We start from the raw sequence: 24,863 nt of genomic DNA, 5'->3' as shown, positions 1-24,863 counted from the left end.
GAACACGCTCGGTCGCAATTGTGCAAAGCGGCTTTGCACAATTGCGACCAGACGAACGGACCACATGGCCCATGTTCTTGGACGACTCACCCGAGCCCGCCTGCCTCCAACAGCAGCCACGCCGGCGAATCACCAGCTCACGGCTGCCATGGGAACCCAGACATCGAGTTTAGGTATGACAAGCTCGCGCCGCTCCGGGGGGACAACGCGTGGTCCGGCGTCGCTCTTCAATCCCGGGCACGCGGCGGCCCTGCTGGTTGTCTAGGGGTATGGAACAACGCTTTGTGCGCTACCAGTCGACTGCCACTGATGCCAAGGGGCGGTATCTCGGTATCTTCGCCTTGGCGAACCGATTGGCGAAGGAGGGAAGCCTCAGCGCCGAAGATTGGGGCAGCTGGCGAAGGGCAAACGATTTTTACGACGCGGCTTACGTCACTCCTGAGGCATCGTTCTATGCAAGGCCGGGTGCGCAAGCGTGGTTCAAAGTGTCGGCCACTCACCTGTTGGAGAAAACGGATTTCTACATCGATCTTCTGCGCCGACATGATGTTCCCTGCAGGGCTGTCTACTCAAGCGATCCGGGCAACGTCCTCTATGAGGACGATGTTCAGGTTGTCGTCATTCCGTACGAAAGGGAGCTCTAATCAATGCAATGAATCCATTGATGGGTCAGGTCTGCTTTCGGCTCGCGATCACGTCAGAAAGCTGCTGCACGTCGGCGGGGTTCGCGTCCGTGGCAAGTGCAACGTAGTGGTCCATGACGGCTGGCCGGTAGCGAACTGGCAACGTCTGTCCCGGAGCAAGCCGGGTGAGGGCGGTAATCGTCAGACTTTCGTCTGCGATACCGCGGAACGAGATGCCGTCGGCGGTCTCCACGTCGAGCATCAGGACAACGCGCGGGTTGCTGTTGACCTCGCGCCAGTCGACGAGAACACCAAGCGCCAGCGTCCCGTTGCGCAGTTCCGCATTGCGCCTCCGCGCTTCACCGCTGAGGAGCGGGTTCGGGGCGACGCCCGGGAAATTGGGGCCGACGCCGAGGGACTCCCGACTCAGGTCCGGCCTGAGATGCTCCACCAGACCGTTGAGCTTCTTCTTAGAACCGAACATTTCTGACCTCTTCCCCCATCAGCGGTGCCGAATTTTCGGCGCTTTGCTTCGCCCTCACGGCGATTCTATGCCACGAGCATTCCCGGTCGGAGTTGCTACAGGGGCCGGAATGGTATCTGTGAGCCTGTGAACACACCTCCCGAACCTGCTTCGAATGTTTTGCTTCGAATCGTTGCCGTGATGAGATTGCCTGAACTGATGGGGGTCCCAATGCACTGGTACGAAAAGCACAGCAGTTTGTGTCCAAGCCGAGGCAACCTAGATTGGTTGAATGCCGAAGGAGATCTGCCGTACTTCACGGGCATGGATGCTACTGGCTGGGAGGACTCCACCTGGATCCTCAACGCGTTCTACGAACTCCCGTCCAACCGAACGCTTCCGACTAATGATGAGTTGCGTAAAGCCAGCATAGTGGCGGGTGATGAGGAACCCCTGATGTTTGGCGAGGTCAACCTTGACGAAATGACGATTGCTACGGGGAGCCAACTTGGATACGCGAAAAGGCCGCCGGCAGATTGGCAACGGCGGACGTGGGCGGAAATGCTACTCCGGTTCCCGCACCCCCACCCAGCTGGAGGTCCCCCACCGTGTTACCGATGGTTTCCCGCAACAGACTTCCCGGCAAATATCCAGTTGCCCACCGAAGGTTCCATGTCTGAGGAAGACTTCTCCGAGCTTATCGATGTCCTTTCGAGGTATTCGCCCACCGCCGATTGCTCTGTTTATTTCGCAAACGTATTCAGCACCTATCCGGACCCATGCGAAGCACCCGTGTATGACACGAACTTGACGAAGCTCCCCTCCCTTATTCGAGAGATCAGCGAAGATCGCCAAGTCTTCACACCCGCGAACATCTGGTCATCCGATAGATCCTGGCTTGTTTACACCGATTACGATCTTTGGGCGACCAAAGTCAGCAGCAGCTCAGAACTCATCAACGAACTTCGCGCCAACCCGCTTCTTGAAACCCTCGACTGGGCGCCGGGTGGCTCGTCGAGTCTCAGCCCCGGTAAAAGCTAGCCATGGCCTCCTTCGCGGGACCTGCCATTGTGGACGGACGTAGTCCATCGACCGGAAGTCGCGCAGTTGTCGCATCCCAGATGGCACCCCAAAACGTATCGTCGTCAAGGTCGACGCCGGACGGACGACGGATGAACCAGTAGAATCCGCGGGGTCTTGGCGGGATTCCCGCGTCGGCCAGATAGGCATCGACGTCATCGTCGATGGATGACAGATCCGCTTCTGTCAGCGGGAATTGCTGTCTCTGTTCTTCGCCCTCAGGCAGGCGACGGGCAATGGAACCATTACGGCCACCGGATGCTGCGAGTATCCTCGCAACGTTGCCAGGACCGGCGGCCCAGGCGATTAGGGCGCCCCAGCCATTCTCCGTAGCCAGTATCCAATCCTGTGGAGGCTCCTGCAGTTCAGTGCACTCCCACGGGTCGTGAGTCATGTTCACCATCTTTCATCCTTGATCGAAGCAAGCAAATCCCTGGGTCGATACAGAATGGGTTTTCGAGCGGCTGCCGTACACCTGTCATCCGTCGGTGCTGGGCAACAAATCTGGCACACCATCCAACGTCCAGGAAAATTGCCGATGGTCTGCTTAGCATTGGGTCTAACGACTTCTTGGGGGAGCAATGAACTTGAGTCCGGCTTTTGGAATTATCGGAATTCTTTACGCCGTCTTCGTGATCGTGGTGGCCGTCCTGGCGGTGTATGCCTTGGTCTTGACCATTATCTTCTTACGACTGCGCATCGCTGAGTTGAAGAGGGCTGCGCGCACTGGGGATGGCTGAGACATTCCTTCAGCCACCGGTCGAGTCTGGCTGCGTTACTGGGCCATCTGCTGCAGAGCAACAGGGATATACGTGACCACGTTGAGCAGGGCCCAGGTGGCAAGTCCATAGCCGACTACGAGGGCCAGAATCGCCAGTGTGCGACCCCTCTCGTTCTTTCGACGGATCTGATTCAATGAGACGTGTCCGGCCCCGACGGCAAAGGTTGCGAGAATGCCTAAGCCAAAGAACCAAATCCCGGAAAAGGCAAAAGCGCCCAAGAGAATTGCCAGGATAGCCAGTTTGTTAACCCGCGTGCTGGTCAGCGGTGCCGATGTAGATGACAAACTCACAGTTTCCCCATTTCGTAAGTGTCAATTCAGTCTAGCCTCGAAGCGGATGCTTACGGGGGCGGGTTCTCGGAGAAGGTAAACGATCAGAGTGACCCCTGCCGCAGCAAGTTCACCCGTGGCCGTCTGCCTCCAAACCCGGCACCACAGCAGCAACTATTGCGTCGTTCTCCGCTGACCGTCGGCTCTTCAACCACAACGCCGACGTCCGCCACGCCGATCCTTTCCGTTGCCTCGGTCCAGGAGCGATGAAGGACTACTTGAGCTGCCGTTTGTAGGCCACGTAGGTCGCAACCATGCCAACGGCAGCGGTCAAGGCCAGCCAGGCCATCAATGGATTACTGAAGAACGCGATAACGGAAGTAACGAGTAGCGCCGCGGCTGCCGTAAGGGTCAATAACTTCATCTGGCCAGGATGCATCAATCAACAGCGCTCACGAGCAGAAGATACAGGAATTGAGTGGCAGTTTGGCTGCCTCTAGGTGCTCGCCAGGTCAAAAATGAGTGTCGGTCAGAGCCGTCGAGGTGGTGGAGCGGTCACCAGCCTGCCGACAAGGGCGCCCCATGATGGTGCGCAACGGGTAGCTGTATCACCACCTAGACGACCGCGGGTCACCACCTAGATGACCACAAATCGCCACCTAATTTGGGCAATCCACCACCTAGTTTTCAAACTTTGATCCTGTGCAAGCAATTCCATTCAGTTAGATGCCGATAGGTGCGGTGTTCACCGCAACCAAATTTGGATGCAAAAGTATCCAATTACATCGGAGGAAATTTGAAGAAGAATCTCTTGATGTCCACAAGGGTGGTCTTGGCCACGACACTGAGCGCTTGTCTCTTGGCAGCCGGTCTGGGGCCTGCTGTGGCCGATGACCACCGGGGTGGTTCACGCGCGATCGAACACACACGGTCGAATCCGTTGAGGGGCGATGCCAAATCGCCCATCGCGACCGTACCGGTTGCGGGCACTGAAATAATTACAACCGACGAACAATCGCAAGACAGCATCTCGGTATCGCTTCCCGGGACTCCTGCGCTTCCCGACGACGTGGATCTAAGCGGAGTACCGGCTGGGCTCTTTCATGGCGAGGATGCTCCGCTGGTGAGCACAGCGCTGCCCGGGGCATCGGTCACCGCCTACGCAACTGAGTACGGAAGTCAGTCCATCATCAGCATCGAGGGTGAAGCGGCGCCCCACGAGTATCGATTCGATTTGGATCTTCCTTCAGGGGCGTCAGCAGAAGTGAACGCTGACGGTTCTGTTCGTATCGTCGACGCCACCGGCAAACCGCTGGGTCTGGTTCAGGTTCCGTGGGCATACGATGCCAACGGGGCGAAGGTTCCCACGTCGTTCTCCCTGTCAGGTTCGGAGCTCGTCCAAACAATTGCCCATGATGCCTCTACGGCTTACCCGGTAAAGGCGGATCCAAGTATCCAGTGGATTCCGTGGCCGGTGCTCGCCGTCTGGGGCGCGGAGATAAAGGCCTTCAGCTCCATTTCAGTCGCACTTGGGGCTGGTGGGGCATGGGCTGGATGTACCTTCACGCGGCTTTCCGGAGCGCTGTCTAAGATTGTTAGCCAGATCTGTACCGTTGTCGGTATTGCCGGCGTCAAGGGCGTAGTGGATGCTGTCGCTTCCGTATGGGGGCCTTCGTACATCAATAGCAACACCTGTTACGGCGTTCCCTTGTACAACCCTCGGGGTGGCCTTGCGACTATGCCAGCGCGGGACTGCTGGTAGCAAAGGCGCTGCTGACCAGGGAGAAACCATGAAATGGTACAGGTACGTTCATCCAGCAATTTTCGTTGCTTCATTCGTGCCGCTCGTGTTCTCTATGGTTCCGTTTTGGCACGGCGTCGCAATACCGCTCATTGCTCTCATCCCCTTTGCGGCCAACGAAATCTGGCTTTCCCGAAAAGTCAGGAAGCCGTCTGGCGCTAAGACCCCGTAGGCATCCTGGCGGTGAGCCCTCGGCGCACGGACATTTGACCGGCGCCGAGGGTTTGCACGTCTGAAGGGCTTGGGCCACCTAGACGAGGCTCGTTACACCACCTAGACGAACCCAAACAGCCCCTAATTTCGTCCGATTCACCACCTAGTTTTGCCGTTCCGCCCTGTGGCGCCCCCGGCCGCACGTAGTGTCGATTCCAAGAACGAACACGCCGAAACTGGGGGAAGGTCACAGATGACAACCACACCGGAACGGGCCATTGATCCTGTCCTGCAGGCCTTGGAAGGCGGAAGCCGTCCCGGAGAACAGCAGGAGATCCACGGATGCCGCCTTTATGACCACATCCTCTCCAAGGACCTGACGGAGATTCCCGAGATCGTGGCCGCGGTTGGTGAAACCCATGGGCCGATCCTTGAAGTGGCCCCAGGTTCAGGCCGCCTCACTTGGCATCTCCGTTCCTTGAAGCGGGAGGTGGGTTTGGGAGAGGTGGGTACAGCTTGGGGCGCTTTGGTGGAAACGTATGGCTGCGTCGTCCTTGGGGCCAGTTATGCCACACTCCTTGAGCCGCACCGCAGGCGAATGCTGTTCCGCGAGGTGAGTCGGGGCTTGGCTCCGGACGGACGCTTCCTGATGACCGTGGTCAATGCTGATCACCGCGCCGAGGAGGAAACCATCAACGGCGGCACCACAATTTCCCAACTGGGGGAGGACGCATTCCTGATCACTGTTGAAAGCCGGGATGCCCTTAACGGCGCACGTCACCTGAACATGAGCTACGTCAGCTTCAACGAGTGTGGAACCTACCGGTCGTCTGAGTACACGAGTGATATCGCTTTAGTGAGCACCGAACTCCTCGAAGAAGAGCTCAATGCGGAGGGTCTCAGCGTTCTGGAGCGCCGGCCCATCGCGGTTGTCCCCGAAAGTGCCGACATTCAAGAGCTCAACCTTTGGGTGTGCGCCCGGAATCAACAGGGCCAGACAGAAGTAAAGGATCGTCCATGAGCAACAAATCGATGAGCTGGCTAATCCTGGCCATGGTCCTGGGATTCTATTCCCTGTACATCTTCATTTCCGGTGCCAGCGACTCCGTTTGGTCGCTCACCACCGGAGTCGTTTGCGCCCTCGCTGCCTGCACAGCCTACTGGCGTTCCCGGCTGGAACGCAGAGCGGACCGCGGCTGACAATGCCGCGGTCCGCTCTGACGGTAGAAAGCTACTTGGGCTTAGGACCCTTTCCGGGGCCTTGACCGTGGTCGGAGACCACCATCGCAGAGCCACCTCCTCGGCGAGTCGGCTCGGATACGGCGGTGAGCTTGCCGCCGTCGCCGAATTCAATGGCAGTAGCCGCGCCGATCTCAGCCGCAGATGTGAAAGCATCACCGGCCGGAACCAGATCGTGTCCCAGGGACTCCAGCGCCGGCCCATAAGCGTCAATGAACGCTGGTTCGGAGCTGACGGTGGTTCCGTTCCTGGGCGCTGCCCGTGGAGCCGCGAGGGCTTCGGAGATGCTCATGCCCAGGTCAACCCGGTTGATGATCGTCTGGAGCACAGTCGTGATGATGGTGGAACCGCCTGGCGAGCCGAGGGCAAGGAACGGGGCGCCGTCCTTCACGATGATCGTGGGAGACATGGAGGAACGCGGCCGTTTCCCCGGCTGGATACGGTTAGGGTCGGCGGCGTCGTAAACCGTGCTGAAGTCAGTCAGCTCGTTGTTCAGCAGGAATCCGCGGCCGGGAACAACGATTCCCGACCCGCCCGTCTGCTCAATCGTGAGCGTGTACTCCACCACGTTTCCCCACTTATCCGCAACGGTCAGGTTGGTGGTGGAGATGTTCTCGGTGTCGGATTCTTTGGCGAGCGGTGCCGCCGAAGTCGGGCACGCGCCGTCGTAATTGGCGACGTCACCCGGGGCTACCGGCTTCTTGGCCGCCGCTGCCGGATCGATCAGGCAAGAGCGTTCCTTTCCGAAAGCAGGGTCCAGGAGGGCCTGGGTCGGAACCTTCACGAACGCAGGATCGCCGACGTATTTGCCGCGATCTGCGAATGCAAGCGAACTTGCCTCGAAGTAGTGGTGCAGCGCGTCCGTTGCTTTCATTTCGGAGAGGTTGAACGGCGCCAGGATATTCAGCGCCTCCCCGACAGTGGTGCCGCCGCTGCTGGAGGGGGCCATGCCGTAGACGTCATAACCGCGGTAGGTCATGTGGGTGGGATCCTGATCCACCACCTTGTAGTCGGCCAAGTCCTTGGCTGTCATGAAACCAACAGGAACGGGCAGCGTCGGTTTGGCGACCTTGGGCGGCGCCTTGACGGTAGCGGCGATTTCCGTAGCCAGCTTGCCGCCATAGAAGGCGTCCGTGCCTTCCTTGGCAAGCAGCCGATAGGTCGCCGCGAGGTCGTGGTTCTGGAAGACGCTTCCGACGGCGGGAGCCTGGCCTCCGGGGAGGAACAGGTCCTTGGTCGAGGTGAAGTTGCTGAATCGTGCCTGGTTGTCCTTGGTTTGCTGGCGGAACGTTTCGTCCACCACGAAGCCCCGGGTTGCCACCTTGATGGCTGGCTTCAGCGCGTCACCCAGGTCCATGCTGCCCCACCGTTCCAGGGCGCGTTCCCACGTGGCCGGAGTACCGGGGACACCGACGGAGACGCCGCTTGTCACCAGCTGCGGGGTGAAGGGGTAGGGCTTCCCTGTGGCGGGGTCAATGAATGCATCGTTCGGCATCGCCGCCGGAGCAGTTTCGCGGCCGTCGATCGTGCCGACTTTTCCGGTCTTGGCGTCGTAGAACACGAAGTATCCGCCGCCTCCTATGCCGGCACTGTACGGTTCGGTGACTCCCAAGGTCGCGGCAGCGGCGACGGCGGCATCGGCTGCGTTGCCGCCCTTTTTCAGGACCTCAATCGCTGCTGCCGAGGCTTCCGGATCCACGGTGCTGACAGCTCCGCCATATCCGGTGGCCGTAGCTGTTTTCTCGGTTTCACGAGGATCGGCGGAAGCCGGGCTTGCTATCCCCACGCTCGTTGCGCCGAGTGCGAAGGCTGCTGCGACAGCGGCCAGCTGACGTCTCACATGTGTCATGGTTTCTCCCAGAACTTTCCCAGACGATGATGTGGGCGAACGGTTCGGTCACCCTACCCCGGGGTTCTGCGAGGGACAACGGTTGATTCTTGAAGCAGTGGGTATTGACCTACTGCTTGCCAGCGGCCTGTCGTGCGGCGATGGTCCGAACGGCGACGCCGACCAGGCCGATACCCAAGGCCAACAACACTGTTGGACCGGCACCGCCGTCGGGCCCCAACGCTGCGGTCAGGACCTGCTGGCCCATGAGCACCATCTCAGGGATATCGCCGGCAATGACCCGGGTCCCCAGAACCGACTGGACAGCTGTGAAAACCGCCGGGATAACCCACAGGAAAACAAGGTTCAGCACCCACACCACTACACGGCGGGTAGGCTTGAGCCCGCACCAAGCCAGGGCGCAACCCACCAGGACAGCAGGAACCCAATGGGCGATGGCCGGTACTTGGATGGGCAGGTTCTGCCGCCCTGCGACACCGACTGCCCACGCCACAGCCCAGGACGTAAAGGGGACGGCCACGAGTCCTATACCCAAGGCTGCGATGGCCCGCGTCTTTGCTGCGATCAGGAGAAGCGCCACAAGGGAGGCAGCGAGCGAGGAGATGACGCCGGCGAGGAGGCCAAAGTAGTAGTAGTCCGTGAGCCTTCCACCAGCGAGGCCGTTGTTCAGTGCCGTGAACGACTGGACCGTCGCTACAACCTGGACCATCAGGACACCGCCCACCGCACACCACGTCGCTACCCCTCGGTGAACGGGCTTCCAGAGCCTGATCACCAGTCCGGCCGCTGCTCCTCCGGTGGTCAGGAGTGCGATCAGGGTCAGGACTTCGTATTGGCTAAGGGGCAGCAGCGCCAAGGGCATCTGATCCGGCATGACCTGGTTGGCCCAGAGGTTCTGCAGGGGGAGCTTCGCGCCGGTAATCCACCACGGGGTGAGGCCGAGCGCTGCGGCAAGGAAGCCGATCGACAAGGCCACTGCGGCCTCGCGGGCGGCACTGCTATGGCGGCTTTCCGACGCCGGAGCGTGGTTCAGTGCCTGCGGGGCGTGGCTCACGGAAGCTCCTTTGTCTCTGTGGGATTCATAGGCGTGATGGGCATGAAGAGCGACGCCAAACCACATACTACATTGACTGGATTAACCGTTGACGCGGTGGTTTCCCATGATCATTGTTGGCTTCGGCCCCCCAAACCTAAACAACCAACCGCAGCGGCCGTTGCCCCAACTGCACCGTGATCTCCTGCCCCCAGGAAGCCGTCAACCGGTCGTCCTCCATGCCATCACCGAACACCACCAGCTGGTCGGATGCCACGGTAATGCGCAGCACTTCTCCGGCTTCCAGCACGCCTTCGGTCAAAGAAGCCCCGGTGACCGGTGATGGCCAGGCTTCGCGGACGAACCAGGCGAGGCGCGGATCCGTAGGGGAGGGCAGGGCCCGCCCGCCACGTTCCAAGGCGATGGACGCGCACCATCCGGTGGCCCCGGTTCCGGTGGAAACAATGAGGCCCGACGACGACTGCCGCTCGGTCTGTCCGCCGGCCTGGGTGAAGCTCGGCGCTGCGAGCGAGTACTTCGCCGACTGGTGCGAGGCGTGCCCGACGAAAACTTCGTTAAGCGCCGAAAGCTGCTGGCCGTCGTCGAGCGTTGCCGTCACGGTGGTGAGGTCCTGGCAGCGCAGCCGCCCGACATCTCCAGCAGCCAGGAGTGCAGCGGCGGCCGTTGGCGTGTGACGGACAAGGACGCCGGGGTTGGCCCCCGGCTCGGGGTCGATGCCGATCACCGGCTGCCCGTTCAGGTACTTGGCGACGTTCGCAACCAGTCCGTCCTGCCCGACGACTGCGATGATGTCCTCCGCCGTGAGGAGGAAGCGGCTGAGGTCCGCGCGTTCCACTTCGGCCTGCCGCCAGTCGGACGGCACCGCTTCCCGGACGGTTGCGAGGGCGGCGGTGAGGCGGTCGTGCCGATCCTGAACGTCCTGGATGCTGCGCCCGCGGGTGCTGAGGAAGAATTCGGCCTGGCCGCGGGTGGCGTGCCGGTCCAGGAGTTCCTGAAGTTCGGTCCGCCGGTGGACGAGGACGATGCGAGGGGTTGCCATGACAGATCCTTACTTGGTGACTTCAGCGGTGGCAGCGGGTTCCTTGAACAGTCCGGCAAGTGCTCCGCTGAGCAGGTCCGGGGTGATGGTGAGGTTACCAATGTTCGGCAGGCTGCCTGCTGCATCCTTGAGGGCCAGTGCCAGCAAGGTGGCTTGTTCCATTCCGCGGTAGACCTCCATGGTGGCGGCTTCGCGGGCAGCTGCCGCTTCGCCGACCAGCCGGATCTGGTTGGCTTCAGCCGCGGCGCCGATGCCCTTGCGTTCGGCAGATCCCTGGGCCTCGATCAGACCTGCCGCTGCCTTCTCTTCGGCGGCGCGACGGGCGTTGGCACCTTCCTGGGCCACCAGGTTCTCGCGGCGGACCGCCAGTTCGATCTGGCTTGCCATCTCGTTCTCGGAGATAGTGCGTTCACGTTCGACGGCGACTGCCCGCCTTTCGTAAACCGCCCGGTCCGCTTCGGCTTGGAGCTGTTCGCGGACGGGTGTCTGCAAGGCCCGTTCCACGTCGGCTTCGGGCCGGACGGCCAGGACCTGCACGCCGAGGATTTCGATGCCGGTGGACTGGAGCCTTGCATCGGCGCGGAGTGCTTCGGTGAGAACCAGGCGGAGTTGGCTGACGCCGCGTTCCAGGGCTTCGGCGAGTGTGGTGGTGGCGATCTGGTCGATCGCGTGGCTCTGGCACAGCTGGCCGATGATGGTGGAAACCTGTTCGCGACCGGTGGCCGGTGCCTTGCCTGCGGTCTGCAATCCGAAGTCCAGGCGTGTGGACACGGCTACTGGATCGATGAACCGGTAGGTCACGTTGGCCTGAACGCTGACGTCCTGGTGGTCCCGGGTGATGGCGTGGAAGAGGGTGGGCAGTTCCTGGTCGTCCACGGGAACTTCGCTCAGTACCGAGTTGGCGGGACGGAAGAAGAATGCCTGGCCCACTCCCTGGTGCTTGACCGTCCCCTTCTGCAGGTGGACGACGTAGCCGGTGGGGCTGCCGAGGAAGTGGCTGATCCAGGGGTAGCGCTTGATGATGGCCATGATGTTCTCCTTTACTTATTGTCGTCAATTTGACGATAACTAAACAGTAGGAGCTTCCCGCATTATTGTCAACATGACGATAACTTGCCTAGAATTGCTGCATGCCTGAATCCCATCCGGCGCCCCAGCGCTTCCCGGTGACCGTTGACGTCGTCGCCCTCACCGTGCGCGACGGCGAGCTGAACGTCCTGCTCATTACACGCCTCATCGAACCCTTCAAGGGCAAACCCGCGCTGCCGGGCGGCTTCGTTCTCGCAGGCGAGGACCTGCAGGAGGCGGCGGTGCGCGAACTAGCGGAAGAGACCGGCGTCGAGCGCCTTCCCGGGCACCTCGAACAATTGGGGAGCTACGGACCCAAGGGGCGCGACCCCCGCGGCGACGTGCTGACCGTCGCGCACCTCCTCCTGGCACCGGACTTCCCGGTACTGGCGGCCGGCAGTGACGCGGAGAACGCCGCGTGGTATCCGGTGACGAAAGTCCAAAGCGGAGAGCTGGAACTCGCCTTCGACCACGCCAAAATCCTCGACGACGCCCTTGAGCGGGCCAAGTCGAAACTCGAATACTCACCCCTCGGCGCGGCTTTCTGCGGCGAGGAGTTCACCATCGCCCAACTTCGGGCCGTGTACGAAGCCGTCTGGGGCACGCGCCTGGACCCGCGGAACTTCCACCGGAAGGCGACGGGGACGCCCGGTTTCCTGGAGGACACCGGCCGCATGACAGCGGGCGACGCCGGCCGCCCGGCTGCGCTGTTCAGGCTCGCCCCGGAGGCACGTCCGACGGCGGGCCACCCCACGCGCGCGGTCCTGAACCCGCCGCTGATGCGCCCCGCTGCGCCCAAGTAGGCGAAAGCTAACGCTCTCTTGGGAACCTAGGGGGACGTTATCCGTCCCTTAGTTTGTCGGCGTGGGCGAGAACCGCCGTCGCTGTCGCCTCCGGCTCCGGCGTCGAGACGATCCAGATGCGGTTCGGCAGCAGCAAAGCTATAGCCAGAGCTGTTGTGATCAACAGGACGCCACTGGGAATCGCCGTGGCGATGATTAACAAGCAGGCCACCCCCACAACGCCTGCGATGACCTTCCGGGAGTTGCGGCCGATCCGCGCCTCAGAGACGACTGACGAGTCCGAAGTCAAAGCCGGCAACCCGCTCACTGCGGTAGGTCCGGTTCCGAAGGGGCATCCGCGGCCTTCAGGCCAGGGTGCTTGCTGAACCCTAGCCGCAGCCATCCATCCAGGTAAACCGTGGCCGCGGCCACCACAAGACCCAGAAGAAGGGATGGCAGTGGGCCCAACGTGGATAAGAGGATCATGTAGGACCCGAATCCACTGATGAAGATAAGGAGCCCTCGCCGGGTTTTGGCGCTCATTAACTTTCCCCCAATCGCTGCCCGCATTGATGTGGACATGTGGCGAGCCTACCCGGAGCGCGCCAGGGAGCAAGTCAAATGCTGCCTACGCATGAATCCGGGAAGGCGCCACTTAGGAGGACGTTATCCGTCCCTCATTGCCTGCGTGGGCGAAGGGAGCCGGCTCCGTTGCTGCAATGAGCCGGTTCAGTTGGGCCCGCACCTCTTCCGGGGTGCCGTTGGCGTCCACGACAACAAAGTCAGCGAACCCAGGGAGAGCGCGGTAGGCGTCCCGAAACCCCTGCAGTTCGGCCAGGCTTTCTTTATCGATGCCGCGTGCCATGACACGCTGGTGCGCACGGCGCGGGTCGACGTCGAAATGAACTGCCAGGTCCGGGGTGGGCAGCGTCCGCAGCAGCCACGGCAGCAGTCGTCCGTGTTCCAGGCCCTTGCTTTCCCGGAGCGCGAGCTGGCAATGCAGGTGGCGATCCATGACAACCAGGCCGTCGGTCCGTCGGGCGCGTGCATGGTTGACGAGCACGGTGAAAAGGCGCACGCCTGTCTCAATGAAATCTGCCACGCGCGGCGGAAGCGGGTAACTGAACCGCTCGGCCAGCAGGGATAACTGCCTCCGGCCGGCGTGATTGCTCAGCAGCAGGGCATCCCGCCCCTCAGCGCGGGCCGACTCGACCAGGGCGCGGGCCGCCGTCGTTTTTCCTGAACCGTCGATTCCTGTCAGAACAATGAGCATGAGGCCTCCCCTCGTTTCCTGTCCAACGAAGGGGAGCGGGCTCTTGTGCCGTGAGTCGGCACACAGCTCGGCGGGCGTCCTGAGGGCGGTCCCGGGGGCATCTCCGCAAAACGGTAGTAAGTTTCCTGACGAACTGCTTCGCCAAAGAGGAAAGCACGCCTATCATGATGCTATGTACGTACTCCTGACGGGCAAAAGATTCGTTTGGATCCTTTTCCCTGAGGGTACGTAAGAAATACGGAGATGAATTTCTCCAACCGGTGCCCGTTGGCATGGGTGGCGCTCCACACGGTGTGGAGTACCAGCGGACGCCTTCCTGAATAGACAACAGTTATTGAAAGGGATGCGTAGCTCAATGAACACACTCTTGATAATCGCCGGCGTAATCGCGATCATCCTGCTTCTTGTAGGCGGATTCAACCAAGCACTCAGTTTCCTGCTTTGGGTAGGAATTATCCTGCTGGTGCTGGCACTTATTGGTTGGGTCGTCGGCAGGGGCCGGTCGCGCGTATGACAACTGATCCAAGCGAAGTTGCCGGTTTTTCCCAGGTTCGCGACGGAACCACCACCCCTGGCCATCCCATTCCCAGGGAGCCGGGGGTGCCAGAAACCAGCGGCCCGGGAGACGCCGGTGACGCATCGTCGGGAAGTCAGGATGACTCCGTCGATGCTGGTCCCAGCGAATCTGCCAATCCACCCGGGCCGGCAGAAGAAAAGGATGAAAAGACAGCGGACAACCGCGGTCTGACAACCGAAACCAATCCCACGGATTGATCGGATCAGCGGGGCGGTGGGCGGGAGATATCCGGTCCGCCGCCACGCTCCTTTAGGGTCCCAAAACCACGGTTTGTCACTAATTGCTGAGCGTTGTCAGTTAGCGATTGGGGTAGAAATGCGAATCGGTTCAATCATCGGGCTATTGGTTGTCGTCTGGCTCGTTATAGGGGCAGTTGCCGCCGGGCAACGCGGCTACTACAGCGACCCGCCCGCCCAGTGCTCGCAAGTGGCAACCATTGCGCTGAATATAGTTGCCGGCCCACTGAATTACATGGGCATGAATCCTCAGGGTGGGTGCGAGATTCCGAAGCCGTCATGAGTAAATCTACGCGGCTCCGAACCGTTCTCCTCACTCTTCTGGTGGCTGCTGCCGGCGTGCTGGCCGGCTGTTCGCAGCAACCCTCAGCCGACGCCCTGAAAGGGCCGGCTGATGAGGTTTCATCGGCCGTGCGGGCGGCCAGCCTTGCGGTGGATCTCAGGATTTCGGACAGTACGACGGCGGCCGCCGCTGCTACCGCTGCCGACGACATGCTGGGCGATGTGGAGTCGGCCACGAACGAGGTGCACGGACTCACGGCGCAAACCCAGGAAGAACGCGTACTTCGCAACGATGTCCTGGCTGCCTTCTCCTCCATTTCCAGGGCTCTCCTGCACGCGCGGGATGCCCTTTCTTCATCGTCGAACGGTCCTGACGACGGGCAAGGGAAAGCCAGGCTTTCCACCGTGCAAGGAGAACTTCGCGTTACCACCGAGCAACTGGACAGTCTGATGACCAAGGCCGGCATCCAGTGAAACGGCTCCTCGGTGTTGCACTCGGCATCCTGACGGCGATCGGGGGCTTTGTCGACATCGGGGACCTCGTGACGAACGCCGTGGTGGGCTCACGGTTCGGCATGTCGCTGGCATGGGTGGTGTTGGTCGGCGTCGTGGGTATCTGCCTCTTCGCCAACATGTCCGGCAGGGTGGCTGCAGTCTCCGGCAGGGCCACTTTCGAAGTCATTCGGGAGCGCCTTGGACCCCGGGCCGGATTAGCCAATCTGGGTGCGTCCTTCCTGATCAATGTCATGACGGTAACCGCCGAAATCGGCGGCATTGCCCTTGCCCTCCAACTAGCCAGCGGGGTGGCCTATATTCTCTGGGTTCCTTTTGCGCTGCTGGCCGTGTGGCTGGTGGTTTGGCGGGTGAAGTTCAGCATCATGGAGAACGTCACAGGACTTGTGGGTTTGTCCTTGGTGGTGTTCGCCGTCGCCCTGTTCCTTCTCAAACCTGATTGGGGTGCCCTGGCCGAGCAGGCGTTTTCTCCGTCCGTTCCGGCCCAGGAAGGCGCCGGCGTGTACTGGTACTACGCCATTGCCCTCTTCGGAGCTGCGATGACGCCGTATGAGGTGTTCTTCTTTTCCTCCGGAGCAGTGGAGGAGCGCTGGAAGATCAAGGACCTGGCCCAGTCACGCCTCAACGTCCTTCTCGGTTTCCCGCTCGGCGGGTTCTTGTCCTTTGCGATCGCCGGGTGTGCCGCCGTCGTTCTTCTCCCAGCCGGAATCAGCGTCACCTCGTTGTCGCAGGTCGCGCTTCCCGTGGCGCAGGCGGGCGGCCAGCTTGCACTGGCTGTGCTGATTCTGGGGGTGGTGGCAGCGACTTTCGGGGCGGCCTTGGAGACAACGCTGTCCAGTGGCTACACGCTTGCACAGTTCTTTGGATGGTCGTGGGGCAAGTTCCGCCGCCCGGCCCAGGCAGCCCGGTTCCACGTGTCGATGATCGTGGTGTTGCTGGCCGGGGTGGCGGTGCTGGCCACGGGCGTTGATCCCATCCTCGTGACTGAATACTCCGTGGTTTTCTCGGCGATAGCGCTTCCGTTGACCTACCTGCCGATACTCATCGTGGCCAACGACCCGCAGTACATGGGCAAGTATGTCAACAACCGCGCGGTGAACATCGCCGGAGTGATCTACCTGTTCATCATCCTGGTTGCCTCCATGGCGGCCATCCCCTTGATGATCGCCACAGGAGCTGGAGCATGAACAAGAGCAAGCCCAAACGCTTCCAACCGCAGCAGCTCCACGCTGCACCCTATCCGGCGGGCCTTGTGCTCGACGCCCAGCTGCACTTGTTGGACAGGCAGATATTGGACGTCGACGGCGTCCCTGTCACCACAGTCGACGACATCGAGCTGAGCGGGCCCGAACCCGATGAGAAGATCCCGGAGGGATCGGCGCCCCCGCAGATCACGGCTTTGCTCACCGGGCCGGTACTGGGAACCCGCATTTTCGGCGGCAGGCCGCCGTCGAGCCGTTTGATCCGTATTCCGTGGAAAGTGGTGGCGGGCGTGGACACGGTGGTGTCGCTGGGGGTCCGCGCCGACTCGATGGATGCCTCATGGGTTGAGCGGTGGCTGCGAAACCATGTCATTGCGCGGATCCCGGGAGGCAGGCATGAACCTTAGCGACGTGTTGGGCAGCGATGTAGTGGATGGGGCCGGCCAGCGGTTGGGCGAGGTGTCGGACGTCCGGTTCGCGTTGGATGCGGGAGCAGGCCAGCTCCTTAGCCCGGCCAGACTGGTGGGCATCGTGGTAAGTCCGCGGACGGCGTCGTCGTTTCTGGGCTACGAGCGGCAGGAAATCAGCCAGCCTTGGCCTGTTGCTCAGCTGCTCCGTTGGCGGCACAAGGGGTCATTTCTGGTGCTGTGGGAGGACATCGCGGAGATGGGTCCGGAGAGGGTTGGGCTGCGGCCCGGCTTCACCGCCTACGATGCGCGGCTGACACGATAGACCATCGAAAAGGGAATTGCTAAGTTTACTGATAATTTTGGCGTAGCATGGACATGCCACTAAGCATCCTTATAGGTTCGAAGTGTTCCATCAACACGTTCGCCGCATCGGAAAGGACTAGTCATATGGACAAGCAGGACGCCACACCCGAAGAGGAAGTAGGAGGCTACGGCACTCCTACGGCAGAGCAGGAAGCCGGCGGAGGCCAGGCCCAGCCGCGCGTTGAAGAAGACATCGACGAGGCTGCATTGGGTGAGGGTACCGGTGCGCCGAACCTCAGCCACTTGAATCCGGAAGACTCGGACAGCTCCGGCGAGCCGGGCGCAGGCCGCTTTGGCGGCATCGATGAACAGTCCCACGCAGAGCAGTCATCCGTGCCGGATGACACTGAAGAACTGCCCGATGGCAGCGGAAACGACCTTCCCCAGGAAGAGTCGCCGAACGATGATGACGAAGAAAGTTTTGACGCCGGCTAAGAGCTTTGGCTGGCGCGCTTATACTGGCGCGCCACTGGTTAAGCAGCCAGCCGGTTGGTGCGCCGCCGGAAATCCCGAATCTGGAAACAGAGACTAGATCGAAGGAGCAAGACCCATGGCAACGGTGAACAAGTCAATTGACGTGGACGTGCCCGTGTCTGTCGCCTACAACCAATGGACGCAGTTCGAGTCCTTCCCGGAATTCATGAATGGCGTGGAGTCCGTGAAGCAGATCGATGACACGGCCCTGCACTTTTCCACCAACGTGGGAGGGGTCAAGCGCGAATACAACGCCCAGATCATCGAGCAGGTTCCTGACGCATTGGTGAGCTGGACAAGCGTTGACGGGCCGCGGAATTCGGGCACAGTCAGCTTCGTGCCCCTCGAGGATGCCCGCACCCGGGTCAACGTGGCCATCGACTGGGAGCCTGAAGGCCTCGCCGAAAAGGCCGGATCCGCGCTTGGCGTGGATGAACTGCGGGTGGGCGCCGACCTCGACAAGTTCAAGAAGTTCATAGAAGCCCAAGGGCACGAGTCCGGCGCCTGGCGCGGAACAGTGTCTGGTGGCGATGTGGGCGACGCAGGCGGAGCGCCTCTGTAAATCTTGCTGCACGCGAGGGCCGGCCGTTTCCACGGACCGGCCCTCGCGGCATACTTGGAGTAACCGTGAAGGGGAGTACCGAAAGCCATGGCAACGTCCAGCAGCGTAGAGGCAGAGCAGAAATTCGACGCCCTGGAGTCCACGCCGCTTCCGATGCTGGACGCCATCGACGGCGTGGGCAGAGTCGGTGACCCGGTAAGCCACACACTGGAAGCCACTTACTTCGACACCAGCCGGCTTTCGCTCGCACGCCACGGAATCACGCTGCGGCGCCGCACCGGAGGACACGACGCCGGCTGGCACCTCAAACTGCCGCTCGGCCCCGGAAAACGAACCGAAATCCACGCTCCTTTGGGCAGTGCAGACACCGTTCCGGTGGAGCTCATGGACAGAGTGCTCGCCTATACCCGGGCGCACGCCGTCCTCGCAGTGGCCACCCTGCATACGGATCGTATGAGCTACGCCCTGTACGGAGGCCAGGGCGAGCGTTTGGCCGACTTCGTGGATGATCGGGTCCGGGCCCATGTCACGGTGGGGGACGACCGCCGGCTTGAATGGCGGGAATGGGAGGTGGAGCTGGCGGCCTCCGACGGAACCGGTGACTCCCTGTTGGCTACCTTGACCCGCCAGCTTTCCGCAGCAGGTGCGACTCCCAGCCATCGAAGCTCCAAACTGGCCACCGCCTTGGGCGGCTTGGGTGGCGAATTGCCCATGGCTGGGAAAGCTGACCGGAAGCCAGACGCCGCCAAGGGCGCCGGTAAGAAAAGGGCAGCGGACGCCGTGCTCAGCTATTTGCAGCGGCAGCTCGCCGGCCTGCTTCTCCAGGACGCCCACGTGCGGCTGGGCCGTGACGATTCCGTACATCAAATGCGGGCGTTCACCCGACGGATACGCTCGGTCCTGCACAGTTATCGTCCGCTTTTTGCGCCCGGGCCCGTCAATGACCTGGAACGCGGGCTGAAATCCTTGGCGGAGACCCTGGGCCGGTACCGCGACACCGAAGTCCTGCATGAGCGCCTGCGGGATGCCCTTGATGAGCTGCCGGAAAACCTGGTCCTGGGCCCGCTCCACGATGAGCTGGACCAGCGGATGATGATCAGGGCCGATACTGCACTGGCCGCCATCCGGACGCGTCTGACCAGCCCGGGGTACTTCCGTCTCCTCGACGACCTTGAGGCGTTCATCGAAGCGCCGCCCCTGACGGAAAAGGGGCGCGCACCGGCAAGGAAGACCACCGCGAAGCTCGTCAACAAAGCCGTGAAGCGGCTCCGCAAGCGCCACGACGCGGCGGTATCGGCCGCCGTCGGGCAATCACGCGACGAAGCCCTGCACCGCGTGCGGAAGTCCGCCAAGAAGCTGCGTTTCGCGGCGGCGGCCGCAGAGAGCGTCCATGGCAAGCCTGCAGCGAAGCTTGGCAAGGCTGCGCACAAAGTCCAATCGGTTCTGGGTACCCACCAGGACAGCGTGTTGGCCCGCAGAGAATTGCTGGACCTTGGTTCAGCGCCCGGGACGGCCAGCGCGGCCTTCACCTACGGGGTGCTGCATGCAAGGGAATCCGCCGTTTCAGACGCAACGGAGCGCAAGTACCTTAAGGGCAGTGCCAAGACCTTGAAGCTGCGCCTTAAGAAGTAGGTTCCGGGTTGCCGGCCGGTGTGGCCCGGGCACGCTCCGCGTCGTGGAGCCGGCGCGACGCAGCCACGGCGTCCATGTTGTCCTCAGCCCATTCCTTCATGTCGAAAATAATCGGCAGGAGTGAGCGGCCGCGGTCCGTGAGCCAGTAGTCGGTCCGGACGGGGACGGACGGCGTAACTTCCCTGTGGATCAGGCCATCGCGCTCCAAAGAACGCAGCGTGGATGTCAGCATTTTCTGGCTGGCCCCCGGAATGTGCCTGCGTAACCCGCTGTGGCGTTGCGGTCCCTCTTCCAGCGCCAGCATCACCAAAGTCACCCATTTGCTGCTGATCGCTTCGAGCAATTGCCGGGCCGGGCAGTTCTCCAGGGAGGCGTTGTACTGGTGCCGGGCTTTCTGGCGGGTCTGCTCAGCCGTGAGTGTCATACCCCCAATCATTGCAGGCACTTCGACGTGCCTTGGGCACAAAAAAGTGCGTTCTTATGCTGTGCCGGGGAACCGGGCGAGGATCAGTAAGGGGTCGGAACGTCCCCCGTTTGAAAGGAAAACCATGCCCTCCATCCTCCATATCAACGCCTCTCCCCGTTACGGCAGCAGCGATTCGCTGGGACTTGCCCGTCACTTCATCGATTCGGTCCAGTCTGCGGCTCCGGAGACTTTTGAACTGGAGACACTGAACCTGTTCGACGACGATGCACTGCCGGCTTTCGGTCGGGTCGCCGCCTCCGCGAAAATGGCGGTCTTCATGGGCCAGGAACAAACGCCGGAGCAGATGGCAGCGTGGGAAGCGGCACGGTCGGTCTTTGACCAGTTCGCGGCGGCGGATGCCTACGTGTTCAACATTCCCATGTGGAATTCGGGGATTCCCTATGCCTTGAAGCAGTGGATCGACATCGTCACCCAGCCCGGTTGGAGTTTCGGTTTCCACCCGGAGCATGGGTACACCGGTCTCATGGAAGGGAAGCTGGCGATGGCCATCCACACCAGCGGTGTCTACGCCCCAGGGGTCCCGGCAATGTTCGGTGCCGACTTCAGCAGTACGTATTTTGCCGATTGGCTGAACTTCGTGGGGATCCAGGACGCCGCCCACATCCGATTTGCGCCTACGGTCCTGAATACGGACGTGGACGGCAGCCGCCACCTCGCGGAAAGGGAATTGAGCGACGCGGCACTGTTGTTCGCAGGGAAGCTCGATGCCGTTCGGGCCTCGGAACTGATCAGCAAGTGAGGTGAACCGGGGGCGTTGTCCGGGTTGCCTCCACAACGCCCCGGTTCCCTCTAGTTGCCCACAGCAACCAGACGTAAACTGGCCTTCGGTTTCACTTCGAAAGCTCGGAGACAGCATGCTCTGGAAGGTACTGGTTCGCTTCCTGCGGCCGCATCAGCGGTTGCTGGTGGGCGTCGTCATTTTTCAGTTGGCGCAGTCGATTGCGTCCTTGTACCTGCCGACGCTCAATGCCGACATCATCGATCACGGCGTAGCCACCGGGGATACCGACTACATCCTCCGCATGGGCGGGCTCATGCTGCTGATCACTCTCCTGCAGATCGCGTGCGCCGTGGTTGCGGTCTACTTCGGGGCGAAGGCTGCGATGGGCATGGGCCGCGACGTGCGTGACGCGATCTTCAGCCGGGTGGGGGAGTTTTCCGAACAGGAAGTCACCAGGTTCGGTGCTCCTTCCCTGATCACCCGGTCCACCAACGACGTCCAGCAGGTCCAACAGCTGGTTCTGATGTCCTGCACGCTCATGGTCGCGGCGCCGATGCTGAGCATTGGCGGCGTGATCATGGCCGTGCGCCAGGACGCGCAATTGTCCTGGCTGATTGCCGTGTGCGTGCCCGTGCTGTTGGTTGCCGTCGGGCTGATCGTGACACGGATGGTTCCCCTGTTCCGCAAGATGCAGGTGCGGATCGACGCCGTGAACCGGGTCCTGCGCGAGCAACTCACCGGCATCCGCGTCGTGCGGGCTTTCGTGCGGGAGGACATGGAAATCAGCCGGTTCGCCAAAGCGAACGACGACGTCACCGACGTCGCGCTGCGGGCCGGCCGTTTGATGGCGCTCATGTTCCCTGTGGTCATGCTGGTCATGAACGTATCCAGCGTGGCAGTGATCTGGTTCGGGTCCTTCCGGATCGAGGACGGCTCCATGCAAGTGGGCACCCTGATCGCATTCCTGAGCTACCTCATGCAGATCCTCATGTCGGTCATGATGGCCACGTTCATGGCCGTGATGATCCCGCGCGCGTCGGTTTCTGCCGACCGCATCGGGGAGGTGCTGGATACCGACTCCAGTGTCCGGCCGCCGTCGAACCCTGTCACCGGCGGCATCCGCCGCGGCGAGTTGGAAATGCGCGACGTCGGATTCGCCTACCCGGGTGCCGAGCGGCCCGTGCTGAGTGGCCTGACTTTCACGGCCCGCGCAGGGCAGACCACCGCGATCATCGGCAGCACCGGAGCCGGCAAGACCACGCTGGTCAACCTCATGCCCCGGTTGTTCGACGCCACAACGGGCTCCGTCCGGATGGACGGTGTGGACGTCCGCGACCTCCACCCGGACCTGTTGTGGGGGCACATCGGATTGGTGCCGCAGCGGCCGTACCTGTTCTCCGGCACGGTCCGCAGCAACCTGCAATACGGCAAACCGGACGCCACCGAAGACGAACTGTGGCAAGCGCTGCGCGTGGCCCAGGCTGACGACTTCGTACGCGGCATGGACGGGGGCCTGGATGCGGCCATCTCCCAGGGTGGGACCAACGTTTCGGGCGGGCAGCGTCAAAGGCTCGCCATTGCGCGGGCCCTGGTGAAGCAGCCGGAGCTCTACATTTTTGATGACTCCTTCTCCTCGCTGGATACCGCCACCGACGCGCGGCTCCGGCAGGCCCTCAAGCGCCATACCAACGGCGCCACCTTGGTGATCATCGCCCAGCGTGTGTCCAGCATCGCCGACGCAGACCGGATCCTGGTGCTCGACGACGGCAGGATCGTCGGCCAGGGGACGCACGAAGAATTGTTGGAGACATCCGAAACGTACCGCGAAATCGTCTCGTCCCAGCTGGCAGCGGAGGAGGCAGCATGAGCACGTCCACCGCTGCAGCCGGCGGCCGCGGACCCCAGCGCCCCGCAATGGGCCCGGGAAGGGGAGGCCCGTTCGCCGGAATGAACATTCCGGCAGAGAAAGCGTCGAACTTCAAGGCTTCGGCCCGCAGACTCCTGGGAACCCTGCATCCGGAACGGCTCTGGCTGGCCCTGGTGCTGGTCTTCGCCGTGGCCAGCGTTGCGCTGTCCGTGATCGGTCCCCGCTTGCTGGGCGAAGGGACCAACCTGATCTTCGCCGGCATCGTGTCCAAGCAACTGCCCGCCGGGGTGTCCAAAGAGCAGGTCATCGCGGGCCTGCGGGCCTCAGGTGAGAACAGCAAAGCCGACATGCTGGGCGCCATGACCCTCACACCCGGCGTCGGAATCGACTTTGGTGCGTTGTCCTCCGTACTGCTGTGGGCACTGGCCCTGTACGTCCTTGCCTCAGCGTTCGGCTGGATGCAGGCCTACGTGCTCAACGGCGTCGTGCAGCGGACGGTGTACCGCCTCCGCCAACGCATCGAAGCAAAAATCCACCGCCTGCCCCTGCGCTACTTCGACTCCATCCAGCGCGGTGAACTGCTGAGCCGGGTAACCAACGATGTTGACAACATCTCCCAAAGTTTGCAGCAATCGATCAGCCAGGTGGTCTCGTCCCTGCTGACTGTGCTGGGCGTTCTGGTCATGATGTTCCTGCTCTCGCCCTTGCTGGCGCTGATCGCACTGGTGACCATTCCCCTGACGCTCGGCACGACGCTCCTCATTGCAAAGCGCTCGCAGAAGCTGTTCGTTGCCCAGTGGAAGAACACCGGTGAGCTCAACGGCCAGATTGAGGAAACCTACACCGGACATGCCCTGGTGAAGGTGTTCGGGCGGCAGAACGAGGTCCAGGAAAAGTTCCGCGCCAAGAATGGTGAGCTGTTCCAGGCCAGCTTCGGAGCGCAGTTCGTCAGCGGTCTGATCATGCCGGCCATGACGTTCATCGGAAACCTGGTGTACGTAGGCATTGCCGTGGTTGGCGGCCTGCAGGTGGCTTCCGGTTCCATGCAATTGGGTGATGTGCAGGCGTTCATCCAGTACTCACGGCAATTCACCATGCCCCTGGCGCAGCTCGGATCCATGGCGAACATGCTGCAATCCGGCGTTGCCTCCGCCGAGCGCGTGTTCGATCTCCTGGACGAGGACGAAGAGTCGCCCGAACCTCCTCCTTCGGGCGCTTCGGCCGGGCGCGGTCGCCTGGTGTTCGAGAACGTCTCCTTCCGCTACTCCCCGGACAAGCCCCTGATCACGGACCTCAGCCTGGTGGCAGAACCCGGCCAGAGCATCGCCATCGTCGGGCCTACGGGGGCGGGCAAAACCACCCTGGTGAACCTGATGATGCGCTTCTACGAGCTGGACTCGGGGCGGATAACGCTCGACGGCGTCGACATCGCCTCCATCTCGCGGCAGGAGTTGCGCTCGCGGATGGGCATGGTCCTCCAGGACACGTGGCTGTTCGGCGGCACCATCCGGGACAACATCGCCTATGGCCGGCCCACGGCTTCTGAAGCCGAGATCGTCGAAGCGGCGCAGGCAACGTATGTGGACAGGTTTGTCCGGTCCCTCCCCGAGGGCTACGACACCGTTCTCGACGACGAAGGCGGCAACGTCTCGGCCGGCGAGAAGCAATTGCTGACCATCGCCAGGGCCTTCCTGTCCCGGCCATCGGTGCTGATCCTGGACGAAGCCACGAGTAGCGTTGACACCCGTACCGAGGTGCTGGTGCAGAAAGCCATGAATGCCCTCCGCTCGGACCGGACCAGCTTCGTCATTGCCCACCGGCTCTCCACCATCCGCGACGCCGACCTGATCCTGGTGATGGAGGACGGGCAGATCGTGGAGCAGGGCACGCACTCGGAGCTGCTCTCTGCCGGTGGGGCCTACTCCCGGTTGTACGAGGCCCAGTTTGCGGCGCCGGCGTCGGAGGAAGTTTGAGCTTTCCGGTTGCGGGGCAGGTGGCTTCCTGACCCTCTTATGGGTTGCTTCCTGACCCACTTTGGATGCGGAAATGCCGTATTTCAACG

General features: G+C 62.0%; 28 protein-coding genes. 16 read left to right on the top strand and 12 right to left on the bottom strand.

What is annotated here, in order from left to right:
• Positions 1-269 precede the first annotated feature (269 nt).
• Entirely contained in the window at positions 270-644 is a 375-nt protein-coding gene (locus tag ACNAOU_RS18695; RefSeq protein WP_422757468.1) for a hypothetical protein, read from the top strand.
• Positions 645-669: 25 nt separating this feature from the next.
• Here the strand turns inward: ACNAOU_RS18695 and ACNAOU_RS18690 are convergent, their stop codons facing one another.
• Entirely contained in the window at positions 670-1,107 is a 438-nt protein-coding gene (locus tag ACNAOU_RS18690; protein ID WP_189076696.1) for a hypothetical protein, read from the bottom strand.
• 126 nt (positions 1,108-1,233) lie between these two features.
• Between ACNAOU_RS18690 and ACNAOU_RS18685 the strand changes: the two genes are divergently transcribed.
• Entirely contained in the window at positions 1,234-2,127 is an 894-nt protein-coding gene (locus ACNAOU_RS18685; protein ID WP_422757467.1) for a hypothetical protein, read from the top strand.
• Here the strand turns inward: ACNAOU_RS18685 and ACNAOU_RS18680 are convergent.
• From ACNAOU_RS18680 to ACNAOU_RS18670, 3 genes are all read right to left on the bottom strand, one after another.
• Positions 2,108-2,569 carry a DUF5956 family protein gene (locus ACNAOU_RS18680; protein ID WP_394524577.1) on the bottom strand — a complete coding sequence of 154 codons (462 nt, stop codon included), beginning with the start codon at positions 2,567-2,569 and terminating at the stop codon, positions 2,108-2,110. The two genes, ACNAOU_RS18685 and ACNAOU_RS18680, sit on opposite strands and share 20 nt — an antisense overlap.
• Positions 2,570-2,941: 372 nt before the next feature.
• Positions 2,942-3,238 carry a DUF4190 domain-containing protein gene (locus ACNAOU_RS18675; RefSeq protein ID WP_018778763.1) on the bottom strand — a complete coding sequence of 99 codons (297 nt, stop codon included), beginning with the start codon at positions 3,236-3,238 and terminating at the stop codon, positions 2,942-2,944.
• Positions 3,239-3,491: 253 nt separating this feature from the next.
• Positions 3,492-3,641, bottom strand: coding sequence for a hypothetical protein (locus ACNAOU_RS18670; RefSeq protein ID WP_156369767.1), 150 nt, complete (start codon positions 3,639-3,641; stop codon positions 3,492-3,494).
• Between the two features lie 336 nt (positions 3,642-3,977).
• Here ACNAOU_RS18670 and ACNAOU_RS18665 point away from each other — a divergent pair, with 336 nt between their 5' ends.
• The 3 genes from ACNAOU_RS18665 to ACNAOU_RS18655 all read left to right on the top strand — a co-directional run bounded on the left by ACNAOU_RS18665 (position 3,978) and on the right by ACNAOU_RS18655 (position 6,371).
• Positions 3,978-4,979, top strand: a complete 1,002-nt coding sequence (locus ACNAOU_RS18665) for a hypothetical protein (RefSeq protein ID WP_306878232.1) — start codon at positions 3,978-3,980, stop codon at positions 4,977-4,979.
• Positions 4,980-5,424: 445 nt separating this feature from the next.
• Entirely contained in the window at positions 5,425-6,192 is a 768-nt protein-coding gene (locus ACNAOU_RS18660; RefSeq protein WP_018778766.1) for a hypothetical protein, read from the top strand.
• The gene (locus ACNAOU_RS18655) at positions 6,189-6,371 is read left to right on the top strand and encodes a hypothetical protein (RefSeq protein ID WP_018778767.1); all 183 of its coding nucleotides are present in this window, start codon (positions 6,189-6,191) and stop codon (positions 6,369-6,371) included. Before ACNAOU_RS18660 ends, ACNAOU_RS18655 begins: the two co-directional genes overlap by 4 nt.
• Positions 6,372-6,402: 31 nt before the next feature.
• Here the strand turns inward: ACNAOU_RS18655 and ggt are convergent, their stop codons facing one another.
• From ggt to ACNAOU_RS18635, 4 genes are all read right to left on the bottom strand, one after another.
• Positions 6,403-8,259 carry a gamma-glutamyltransferase gene (gene ggt, locus ACNAOU_RS18650; RefSeq protein WP_018778768.1) on the bottom strand — a complete coding sequence of 619 codons (1,857 nt, stop codon included), beginning with the start codon at positions 8,257-8,259 and terminating at the stop codon, positions 6,403-6,405.
• Positions 8,260-8,368: 109 nt separating this feature from the next.
• Positions 8,369-9,313 carry a hypothetical protein gene (locus ACNAOU_RS18645; RefSeq protein WP_018778769.1) on the bottom strand — a complete coding sequence of 315 codons (945 nt, stop codon included), beginning with the start codon at positions 9,311-9,313 and terminating at the stop codon, positions 8,369-8,371.
• A gap of 136 nt (positions 9,314-9,449) precedes the next feature.
• Positions 9,450-10,352, bottom strand: coding sequence for a hypothetical protein (locus tag ACNAOU_RS18640; protein ID WP_422757466.1), 903 nt, complete (start codon positions 10,350-10,352; stop codon positions 9,450-9,452).
• 9 nt (positions 10,353-10,361) lie between these two features.
• The gene (locus ACNAOU_RS18635) at positions 10,362-11,381 is read right to left on the bottom strand and encodes an SPFH domain-containing protein (RefSeq protein ID WP_039242937.1); all 1,020 of its coding nucleotides are present in this window, start codon (positions 11,379-11,381) and stop codon (positions 10,362-10,364) included.
• Positions 11,382-11,482: 101 nt separating this feature from the next.
• Between ACNAOU_RS18635 and ACNAOU_RS18630 the strand changes: the two genes are divergently transcribed.
• Positions 11,483-12,223 carry an NUDIX hydrolase gene (locus ACNAOU_RS18630; protein WP_018778772.1) on the top strand — a complete coding sequence of 247 codons (741 nt, stop codon included), beginning with the start codon at positions 11,483-11,485 and terminating at the stop codon, positions 12,221-12,223.
• A gap of 37 nt (positions 12,224-12,260) precedes the next feature.
• On the opposite strand, the gene ACNAOU_RS18625 is transcribed toward ACNAOU_RS18630, so the two are convergent.
• The 3 genes from ACNAOU_RS18625 to ACNAOU_RS18615 form a co-directional block, all read right to left on the bottom strand.
• The gene (locus ACNAOU_RS18625) at positions 12,261-12,512 is read right to left on the bottom strand and encodes a hypothetical protein (protein WP_416429931.1); all 252 of its coding nucleotides are present in this window, start codon (positions 12,510-12,512) and stop codon (positions 12,261-12,263) included.
• A gap of 14 nt (positions 12,513-12,526) precedes the next feature.
• On the bottom strand, positions 12,527-12,745 hold the full coding sequence (locus ACNAOU_RS18620; protein WP_416429932.1) for a hypothetical protein: 219 nt from the start codon (positions 12,743-12,745) through the stop codon (positions 12,527-12,529).
• A 112-nt stretch (positions 12,746-12,857) separates the two neighbouring features.
• On the bottom strand, positions 12,858-13,475 hold the full coding sequence (locus tag ACNAOU_RS18615) for a dTMP kinase (protein ID WP_416429933.1): 618 nt from the start codon (positions 13,473-13,475) through the stop codon (positions 12,858-12,860).
• 1,092 nt (positions 13,476-14,567) lie between these two features.
• On the opposite strand from ACNAOU_RS18615, the gene ACNAOU_RS18610 reads away from it, so the two are divergent.
• The 7 genes from ACNAOU_RS18610 to ACNAOU_RS18580 all read left to right on the top strand — a co-directional run bounded on the left by ACNAOU_RS18610 (position 14,568) and on the right by ACNAOU_RS18580 (position 19,726).
• The gene (locus tag ACNAOU_RS18610) at positions 14,568-15,044 is read left to right on the top strand and encodes a hypothetical protein (RefSeq protein ID WP_422757465.1); all 477 of its coding nucleotides are present in this window, start codon (positions 14,568-14,570) and stop codon (positions 15,042-15,044) included.
• On the top strand, positions 15,041-16,270 hold the full coding sequence (locus ACNAOU_RS18605; protein ID WP_422757464.1) for an NRAMP family divalent metal transporter: 1,230 nt from the start codon (positions 15,041-15,043) through the stop codon (positions 16,268-16,270). The genes ACNAOU_RS18610 and ACNAOU_RS18605 overlap by 4 nt, the downstream gene beginning before the upstream one ends.
• On the top strand, positions 16,267-16,692 hold the full coding sequence (locus ACNAOU_RS18600) for a hypothetical protein (RefSeq protein ID WP_039242929.1): 426 nt from the start codon (positions 16,267-16,269) through the stop codon (positions 16,690-16,692). The genes ACNAOU_RS18605 and ACNAOU_RS18600 overlap by 4 nt, the downstream gene beginning before the upstream one ends.
• Positions 16,682-17,017, top strand: coding sequence for a PRC-barrel domain-containing protein (locus ACNAOU_RS18595; protein ID WP_020608537.1), 336 nt, complete (start codon positions 16,682-16,684; stop codon positions 17,015-17,017). The genes ACNAOU_RS18600 and ACNAOU_RS18595 overlap by 11 nt, the downstream gene beginning before the upstream one ends.
• 125 nt (positions 17,018-17,142) lie before the next feature.
• The gene (locus tag ACNAOU_RS18590) at positions 17,143-17,493 is read left to right on the top strand and encodes a hypothetical protein (protein ID WP_018778782.1); all 351 of its coding nucleotides are present in this window, start codon (positions 17,143-17,145) and stop codon (positions 17,491-17,493) included.
• 115 nt (positions 17,494-17,608) lie between these two features.
• The gene (locus tag ACNAOU_RS18585; protein WP_422757463.1) at positions 17,609-18,094 is read left to right on the top strand and encodes an SRPBCC family protein; all 486 of its coding nucleotides are present in this window, start codon (positions 17,609-17,611) and stop codon (positions 18,092-18,094) included.
• Between the two features lie 87 nt (positions 18,095-18,181).
• Positions 18,182-19,726, top strand: a complete 1,545-nt coding sequence (locus ACNAOU_RS18580; RefSeq protein WP_306878251.1) for a CYTH and CHAD domain-containing protein — start codon at positions 18,182-18,184, stop codon at positions 19,724-19,726.
• Here the strand turns inward: ACNAOU_RS18580 and ACNAOU_RS18575 are convergent.
• Positions 19,716-20,150, bottom strand: a complete 435-nt coding sequence (locus ACNAOU_RS18575) for a winged helix-turn-helix transcriptional regulator (protein ID WP_018778785.1) — start codon at positions 20,148-20,150, stop codon at positions 19,716-19,718. The genes ACNAOU_RS18580 and ACNAOU_RS18575 overlap by 11 nt on opposite strands.
• A gap of 124 nt (positions 20,151-20,274) precedes the next feature.
• Here ACNAOU_RS18575 and ACNAOU_RS18570 point away from each other — a divergent pair, with 124 nt between their 5' ends.
• The 3 genes from ACNAOU_RS18570 (at position 20,275) to ACNAOU_RS18560 (ending at position 24,774) form a co-directional block, all read left to right on the top strand.
• Entirely contained in the window at positions 20,275-20,952 is a 678-nt protein-coding gene (locus ACNAOU_RS18570; RefSeq protein ID WP_422757462.1) for an FMN-dependent NADH-azoreductase, read from the top strand.
• Positions 20,953-21,067: 115 nt separating this feature from the next.
• The gene (locus ACNAOU_RS18565; protein ID WP_039242924.1) at positions 21,068-22,801 is read left to right on the top strand and encodes an ABC transporter ATP-binding protein; all 1,734 of its coding nucleotides are present in this window, start codon (positions 21,068-21,070) and stop codon (positions 22,799-22,801) included.
• Positions 22,798-24,774 (top strand): ABC transporter ATP-binding protein, encoded by a 1,977-nt coding sequence (locus ACNAOU_RS18560; RefSeq protein ID WP_422757461.1) that lies wholly within the window; start codon positions 22,798-22,800, stop codon positions 24,772-24,774. Before ACNAOU_RS18565 ends, ACNAOU_RS18560 begins: the two co-directional genes overlap by 4 nt.
• Positions 24,775-24,863 lie beyond the last annotated feature (89 nt).

This window comes from Paenarthrobacter sp. C1 (assembly GCF_049315185.1).
In the GTDB taxonomy this organism is placed as follows: Bacteria; Actinomycetota; Actinomycetes; order Actinomycetales; family Micrococcaceae; genus Arthrobacter; species Arthrobacter nicotinovorans.
The sequence above is the reverse complement of the archived record's forward strand: the minus strand, read 5'-3'. Positions and strand labels throughout refer to the sequence as shown.

Excerpts from the sequence above, each read along its gene's own strand:
- ACNAOU_RS18695 (WP_422757468.1), top strand. The coding sequence starts at position 270 with ATGGAACAACGCTTTGTGCGCTACCAGTCGACTGCCACTGATGCCAAG.
- ACNAOU_RS18690 (WP_189076696.1), bottom strand. The coding sequence starts at position 1,107 with ATGTTCGGTTCTAAGAAGAAGCTCAACGGTCTGGTGGAGCATCTCAGG.
- ACNAOU_RS18680 (WP_394524577.1), bottom strand. The coding sequence starts at position 2,569 with ATGGTGAACATGACTCACGACCCGTGGGAGTGCACTGAACTGCAGGAG.
- ACNAOU_RS18670 (WP_156369767.1), bottom strand. The coding sequence starts at position 3,641 with ATGAAGTTATTGACCCTTACGGCAGCCGCGGCGCTACTCGTTACTTCC.
- ACNAOU_RS18660 (WP_018778766.1), top strand. The coding sequence starts at position 5,425 with ATGACAACCACACCGGAACGGGCCATTGATCCTGTCCTGCAGGCCTTG.
- ACNAOU_RS18655 (WP_018778767.1), top strand. The coding sequence starts at position 6,189 with ATGAGCAACAAATCGATGAGCTGGCTAATCCTGGCCATGGTCCTGGGA.
- ggt (WP_018778768.1), bottom strand. The coding sequence starts at position 8,259 with ATGACACATGTGAGACGTCAGCTGGCCGCTGTCGCAGCAGCCTTCGCA.
- ACNAOU_RS18640 (WP_422757466.1), bottom strand. The coding sequence starts at position 10,352 with ATGGCAACCCCTCGCATCGTCCTCGTCCACCGGCGGACCGAACTTCAG.
- ACNAOU_RS18635 (WP_039242937.1), bottom strand. The coding sequence starts at position 11,381 with ATGGCCATCATCAAGCGCTACCCCTGGATCAGCCACTTCCTCGGCAGC.
- ACNAOU_RS18630 (WP_018778772.1), top strand. The coding sequence starts at position 11,483 with ATGCCTGAATCCCATCCGGCGCCCCAGCGCTTCCCGGTGACCGTTGAC.
- ACNAOU_RS18620 (WP_416429932.1), bottom strand. The coding sequence starts at position 12,745 with ATGAGCGCCAAAACCCGGCGAGGGCTCCTTATCTTCATCAGTGGATTC.
- ACNAOU_RS18615 (WP_416429933.1), bottom strand. The coding sequence starts at position 13,475 with ATGCTCATTGTTCTGACAGGAATCGACGGTTCAGGAAAAACGACGGCG.
- ACNAOU_RS18610 (WP_422757465.1), top strand. The coding sequence starts at position 14,568 with ATGAGTAAATCTACGCGGCTCCGAACCGTTCTCCTCACTCTTCTGGTG.
- ACNAOU_RS18600 (WP_039242929.1), top strand. The coding sequence starts at position 16,267 with ATGAACAAGAGCAAGCCCAAACGCTTCCAACCGCAGCAGCTCCACGCT.
- ACNAOU_RS18595 (WP_020608537.1), top strand. The coding sequence starts at position 16,682 with ATGAACCTTAGCGACGTGTTGGGCAGCGATGTAGTGGATGGGGCCGGC.
- ACNAOU_RS18590 (WP_018778782.1), top strand. The coding sequence starts at position 17,143 with ATGGACAAGCAGGACGCCACACCCGAAGAGGAAGTAGGAGGCTACGGC.
- ACNAOU_RS18585 (WP_422757463.1), top strand. The coding sequence starts at position 17,609 with ATGGCAACGGTGAACAAGTCAATTGACGTGGACGTGCCCGTGTCTGTC.
- ACNAOU_RS18580 (WP_306878251.1), top strand. The coding sequence starts at position 18,182 with ATGGCAACGTCCAGCAGCGTAGAGGCAGAGCAGAAATTCGACGCCCTG.
- ACNAOU_RS18575 (WP_018778785.1), bottom strand. The coding sequence starts at position 20,150 with ATGACACTCACGGCTGAGCAGACCCGCCAGAAAGCCCGGCACCAGTAC.
- ACNAOU_RS18570 (WP_422757462.1), top strand. The coding sequence starts at position 20,275 with ATGCCCTCCATCCTCCATATCAACGCCTCTCCCCGTTACGGCAGCAGC.
- ACNAOU_RS18565 (WP_039242924.1), top strand. The coding sequence starts at position 21,068 with ATGCTCTGGAAGGTACTGGTTCGCTTCCTGCGGCCGCATCAGCGGTTG.
- ACNAOU_RS18560 (WP_422757461.1), top strand. The coding sequence starts at position 22,798 with ATGAGCACGTCCACCGCTGCAGCCGGCGGCCGCGGACCCCAGCGCCCC.